This is a genomic window from Acetatifactor muris (genome assembly GCF_024623325.1).
Lineage (GTDB): Bacteria > Bacillota > Clostridia > Lachnospirales > Lachnospiraceae > Acetatifactor > Acetatifactor muris.
Genome location: NZ_JANJZD010000073.1, coordinates 1 through 6192, shown reverse-complemented (window position 1 = coordinate 6192; position 6192 = coordinate 1). Strand labels below are relative to the sequence as shown.

At 29.5% G+C, this 6192-nt stretch carries 5 protein-coding genes; 3 read left to right on the top strand and 2 right to left on the bottom strand.

Translation table 11 applies throughout. The features are described from left to right. Nucleotides 1-570 precede the first annotated feature (570 nt). Nucleotides 571-2649 (bottom strand): SEL1-like repeat protein, encoded by a 2079-nt coding sequence (locus tag NSB25_RS28535; protein ID WP_103242712.1) that lies wholly within the window; start codon nt 2647-2649, stop codon nt 571-573. A 334-nt stretch (nt 2650-2983) separates the two neighbouring features. On the opposite strand from NSB25_RS28535, the gene NSB25_RS28530 reads away from it, so the two are divergent. Beyond that, entirely contained in the window at nt 2984-4207 is a 1224-nt protein-coding gene (locus NSB25_RS28530) for an AAA family ATPase (RefSeq protein ID WP_103242713.1), read from the top strand. A 6-nt stretch (nt 4208-4213) separates the two neighbouring features. Next, on the top strand, nt 4214-4978 hold the full coding sequence (locus NSB25_RS28525; RefSeq protein WP_103242714.1) for an HNH endonuclease family protein: 765 nt from the start codon (nt 4214-4216) through the stop codon (nt 4976-4978). A gap of 262 nt (nt 4979-5240) precedes the next feature. Here NSB25_RS28525 and NSB25_RS28520 read toward each other — a convergent pair whose 3' ends face one another. Next, complete coding sequence (locus NSB25_RS28520) at nt 5241-5627, bottom strand: hypothetical protein (protein ID WP_146040223.1); 387 nt, start codon at nt 5625-5627, stop codon at nt 5241-5243. A gap of 262 nt (nt 5628-5889) precedes the next feature. Here NSB25_RS28520 and NSB25_RS28515 point away from each other — a divergent pair, with 262 nt between their 5' ends. After that, complete coding sequence (locus tag NSB25_RS28515; protein ID WP_146040224.1) at nt 5890-6078, top strand: hypothetical protein; 189 nt, start codon at nt 5890-5892, stop codon at nt 6076-6078. Nucleotides 6079-6192 lie beyond the last annotated feature (114 nt).

The window sequence follows — 6192 nt, the reverse complement described above, 5'->3', positions numbered from 1 at the left end:
GTGACGAACCTCTTTAAGATTCAGAGGCGGATACATTCTGCCCTTTTACGGATATGTCAATTTTTTGACACAAAATATGCTGTATTAAGTTTTGCGTGGCTTAGCTGAACTTAATCAGCAGACACTACTTACAAGATATTGAGCAATTTCTAAAGGCTGTTTATTTGAGAAATCTTTGCTACAAAATTCTTCTAAAAGATATTGATCTACGAGATACTTATTTGTTAACTTTCCATCTCCACAATATGAAAGACCATAGCCATTTTGAGTTACAAACGACTTGTGAGAATAAATGATTTAGGGAAGCAGTCCACAGTCCCTTGCTTTTCATTATTATAATTTAAGGTAGATAGTCTGTCCTCTGTCATTACAATACCTTCATATGTTTCAAGTGCCATTATAAGCGACATTTTATCTTTTCTCCTTTGTGAAGGAAATAATTAAAGTATTTATACACATTAGCCTTCAAATTGTAAAGCGCTTTGACTGGCATTCGTGATTCCGTGCCAGCGAATCAAGAACTATTAGATAAAAACAATTGGTAAACTATATATATGGATTATTTACAAATTATTCAACATATCCATTATTTATTGCTAATGCATAGTAATCATTAGCTTTTTCAATATTCTTTTTAACTCCCCAACCATTTTCATAACACATCCCAAGAAGATGTTGCGCATTTGCATTATTTTGATTGGCTGAGCATTCAAGCCAATAAACAGCTTGTTCACTATTTTGTACTATCCCTTCTCCAAATAAATAGCAATGTCCAAGATTATATTGCCCTGTTGAAAAACCATTCTTTGCAGATTTTGTGTACCAGTTAACAGCTATTACAAAATCCTTTTTAGTTCCATCCCCATAATAATATATATCACCTACCCTATTTTGTGCAAAAGAATGTTCTTGATTAGCCGCTTTTGTATAAAGCTCAATTGCAATATTGTAATTTTGCTCTACACCGTTTCCATACATATAGCAATTTGCTAATTGATATTGTCCATCGGAATATCCTAAATCAGAAGCATTTTTATAATATTCAACTGCCTTTTCCAAATCATAATCACCACAATATCCATAGAAAAAAATATTTCCTAATTGTACCATAGATGGTGCGTGTCCTTGATATGCAGCCTTTTCATACCAGATTTTGGATTGTTCGTAACTTTGTATTACACCTCGTCCATAAAAAAAGCATTCACCTAATCCATATTGGGACTCTTGACAATTTTCCGCAGTTATATTAAACCATTCAAAAGCTTCATCATAACTTCCTTGTTTATATAATAGCCACCCTAATCTATTTTGAGCTTTTATATATTCTTTTTCAGATGATTCCTTGTACCATATTTCAGCATTTTCTAAACTTATATCTGTTCCTATCCCATTTTCATAAAAAAATCCTAAATAAAATTCCGCCTCTTTTTTATTTTTATTTGCTGCTTGAGAAATATAGTAAAAAGCTTTATCATAATTTCTTGAAGTTCCTATTCCATTATAATAGCAAAGAGCAATACCACATTTAGCATTTAGGCTTCCTAATTCAGCTCCCTTTTCATAAAGTAAAAATGCTTTTCTTTTATCTATAGAGCATCCTTTGCCTTCTTGATATAATTTGCCTAACATAAACATTGATTCACAATATCCACGCTTTGTAGAATTTTCAAAACAGATGAATGCATTATTATAATCTTGTTCTGTACCAACACCATTTAAATAACAGATTCCTAACCTATAGTTTGCATATATATTGCCCATTTTTGCAGATTTAGTATAATATTCTACACACTTCTTTTCATTTTTTTCAACGATGTATCCCGCTTCATAACAGCGGCCCAAACCATATAAAGCGAAATGATCGTTAACCTTTTCACCTTCTAAAAAGCAATCATATGCCTTCCCTACATCACATATTGGTGAATCTAATAATAGATAGCAAAATCCTAAAATTCCATAAATATGTTCATACTTTAATTCAATTGCCCTTTTACATAATTCAATAGCTAATTCATAATGATTTTCTATATCACTTTCTAACATATAATATTCTGCTTGAAAATATAAAGAAACAACACTACCTTCGTCCTCTGCAATGCTTAAATAATCAAGTGCTTTTTCTTTGTCAACACTGAGTCCTCCCCAACCATAATAATAAAAATACCCTATATAAGCTTTTGCATCTGCATTTTCTTTTTCGGATGCAAAAAAATATTCGAGTGCTTTTACATCATCAATTTCAGTCCCATAACCATATGTATAGCAAACACCAAGAATATATAATGCATTAATGTTATTTTGCTCGGCGGCTCTTTTTAAACAAGAAAAAGTTGATGGCAATATATCTATTTCTGTTCCATTATAAAGATATTCGCCTAATGTATTAATAAATTCAAATTGGGACACAGCATTGGTTTTTGCTTTTTTTATATTTTCTACATTATTATTTTTTGATGATATATAATATATAGAAGTAAACAAAAGTAAAACTATAAAAATAATAGATAATATTATAACTCTAAAATTCTTATTTAAAAATTGGAATAATTTTCCCTTTTTTATTCTTTCTCTATTTTTATATAATTCAGTTCCTATTCCTTGAAACAGCGTAACCAAACATGTAATTAGGTTAAATATAAATTCTTTCATTTTCTTCCCACCTCCATACTAATAATATATGAACGAATTTATGCCAACTTTTATTTTTGCTCCTTATTTTGTTTTAAATATATCGTCACAAAAATCTATATTTATAGAACTGTAATTATTTATATAGAATAGACTATCACAATAATAATAAAAAGTACATAGATAGATTCAAATTTAATAGTATATAAGCTCTCATTCTGATTAAGAAAACATGCAAATTCTTTTAATAATTTTTATAATAAATTTATCAGACTCAAAATTTGTTAGAACATATCTTTCAAAACGTAAGTTCTGATTGTAGAAAATAATAATACATGATAAAATTAAGGAGGTAATGGCGGATATGGAAAATCTTATTCTTCCCCAAACTTATATATTGGGAGACGGAGAAAAATCTATGAAAATAGAGAAAATGACTATTGATAATATAAATGGCATAAAACATTTAGATTTAAACTTTAATGAGGGTTTAAATTTAATTTGCGGTGAGAATGGTGTTGGGAAGACTACTGTCTTAAAAGCTATCGCGTATCAATTTCTGTATGGTCAGGATAGCTTTATTAAAAAGCATTATGGAGCTGAAAATGGATGTGTAAAGTTATGCCTTAATACAGGAGAATATATTGGCTATATAGTTACAGATTTTGTCCCTGGATATATTAATCGGTATGATGGCGATTATGAACGTGGGAATAATGTAATTTACTTTTCGTCATCACGTTTTATTAATTATGAAAAAATAGATGCACTTCACACTTTTAAAAACATTAATATAGATAATAGCAATACTCATTCAAGCCAATTATTAGTATCTGGTGTCGATAATAATATTAAAAATTGGTTTATTAATCAATATATATTTTCAAAAGTCGAATACTCATTAGATAAATATCAACAAAACAATTTAGATTTAAGTATAAATGTTTTTAACTTATTAGATAAAAATTTAACAGTATTCACAGTTAAGTCGGATTATGAAATAATGTTAAAAAATAAAGAGAACGAAATATATTTTGAAATGCTATCTGATGGTTATAAATCATGTATTTATATTTTACTTGGAATAATCAAAGAAATAGAATATCGTTTTCCGGATATAAATGCTGTAGAATTTGATAATATCATAATGATAGATGAAATAGATATGCATCTTCATCCCCAATGGCAAGCAAAACTTGTAAAAGTATTAAAAGAAACTTTTCCAAAAGCACAAATCATTGCTACTACACATAGTCCAAGTGTTCTGCAAAATGCTAAGGCAGAAGAAATTATTCCTTTATACAAAGATGAAAATGGCGATGTTCATATAAAAGAATTACATCTTGGAGAATATGGATTACAAGGCTGGACTCTTGAAGAAATAATGAAAGATGTTATGGGGATGGAGTCTACAACGTCTGATTTGTATGCTAAAATAATGCATGAGTTTGATCAGGCAATGAAAGAAGATAATGTAAAAGTTGCAAAAGAAAAGTATGAATTACTGAATAAAATGTGGCATCCAAATAATGTACTTCGGCAGTTGCTTAAAATTCAAATGGCTGGCATGGAGGAATAATATGTCATGATCAAGCTAAATCGTCCTGATAAACCTTCTGCTTTGACACCAGAAGTCGAAAAACAATTGATTAATGAATATAAGAATACAGAGAAATCAGTTTGGAAAAAAGATTTTATTACTGTTCCGCTCTTAAAGATGTCTCATAATAAGTGTTGTTATTGTGAGACTATTTTAGGTGTTCAAGCCAGACCAATGCAAGTCGAACATTATCATTGCAAGTCATTATATCCAGACGAAGTTGTGAAATGGGAAAATTTATTACCAAGCTGTAGTGAGTGCAATTCAAACAAATCAACAATTGATACATACAAGACGCCACTTATAGATCCAAGCATTGATGATCCTAGAGAATATTTGTATTTAAAATGCTTTATGATAAAGAGTAAAGATAACAATATCTTAAGTAAAGGAAGGTTAACAGTTGATAAACTTGACCTCAATAATCAAATTAAATTGGTTATACCTCGAATAAAAATTGCAGACGTAATGTACTATAAACTAAAAGATATTTACAAAAAGGCAATTGTTCTTAATTCAAGAGAAGATGGAAAACTATATAATAAATCAAGAATAATCAATACATTAGTTGATATACTTAAAATGGCACAGCCTGACGCAGAATACAGTGCTTTTATGGCCACTATAATTTTAACTGATGAAGATTATATAGAGAGTAAAGATATCTTGAAAAATAAAGGGTTATGGACAGATGAATTAGAAACGTTACATAATTGTGCGGCAGAAATCAAACTAGATACAGAAAAGTAAGTAAAGACACCTTAAAAATGGTCTCTACTCTTTCACTACTTTTGAAAGGATATAATATATAATTTAATCCAACTGTTCACAAATTTATATGTTTTACCAGCATCATCTACTGCTCCAGCTATGCCAAATGTTGCGGTTTTTACTGCCCTTGTTGTCATAGTAATCTTTTTGATGTTAGTTGAGCCGCAGATAGGACACGTAGGTATACAGTTTTGTTTGCCCTTTTCTTTTTGTATTTGTGCAAGATTTTTTTGCTTGCTGCTTAATATCTAATTGAACATTTTAAATATGTTTTTATTTTGTGGGAATCAGTTCTCCATTCATGTTTATATGTATATGGTAAATTTATCTTATTTTCCTGCTGATAAACAATTGGGTCTATTTCAACAAAAAATGGAGATATATCTATATTATCTGTTATTGCAAACTCTTTTAAAATATCTAAGTATAAGTTATATTGTTTCATTTTATCAATTGAATAAATAACTTTTTTATTTGTTCGATAACTTGAAGTACCTATTTTACCCGTTGGATTATAATAATGTTCTCTATGTATACAATGCATTAAATATGTGCAATAATAATCTATCGAAATGGATTTATATCCATTAAAAGTTGAATATTGTCCTTTTTGTGCTTTCTCTAGCAATATTCGTTTTATTTCTGAGAAATCTCTTTTGGCTGTATTAGATATTTGTTCTTTTTCTTTTAGCCAACTTTCATCTTCTACTTGCTGAGGTGTTTTTGTATTTTCTTGTAATTGTCTTTGAAAATCAGTTAGGTTTGAGTTATCAATAGGAGCTATTTCACTATTTTCTTTCTGTTGTTGATTATAAACATGATTTTCATTTAATGCATTATCATTCGTATAACTATTTTTACTATTGTTATTTGATGATGCGACTGCCCAGATGATAACACCAACTATAACTACTAATATTAACCAAGGTGTATATGCAATAATTGCTCCAACACCTATGAATAGTCCAATGTATAATATTATTTTGCCTATTGCTTCAAAGCCTGATGAATCACCATTGCAAAGTGCTATAAATACTAAAATGAGAATAAGTATTACCGGTACTATTGTAATGACATGACGATATTTAACCTTACTACCGCCTTTTAAGAGGCGATAGTAAAATTGGGGTATAAAGACTTGAGCTTTATTCTGGCATCACCTGTCCTAAAATGCCAGTCAACCTTTGCTGCTG

Excerpts from the sequence above, each read along its gene's own strand:
- NSB25_RS28525 (WP_103242714.1), top strand. The coding sequence starts at position 4,214 with ATGATCAAGCTAAATCGTCCTGATAAACCTTCTGCTTTGACACCAGAA.
- NSB25_RS28530 (WP_103242713.1), top strand. The coding sequence starts at position 2,984 with ATGGCGGATATGGAAAATCTTATTCTTCCCCAAACTTATATATTGGGA.
- NSB25_RS28535 (WP_103242712.1), bottom strand. The coding sequence starts at position 2,649 with ATGAAAGAATTTATATTTAACCTAATTACATGTTTGGTTACGCTGTTT.
- NSB25_RS28515 (WP_146040224.1), top strand. The coding sequence starts at position 5,890 with ATGATAACACCAACTATAACTACTAATATTAACCAAGGTGTATATGCA.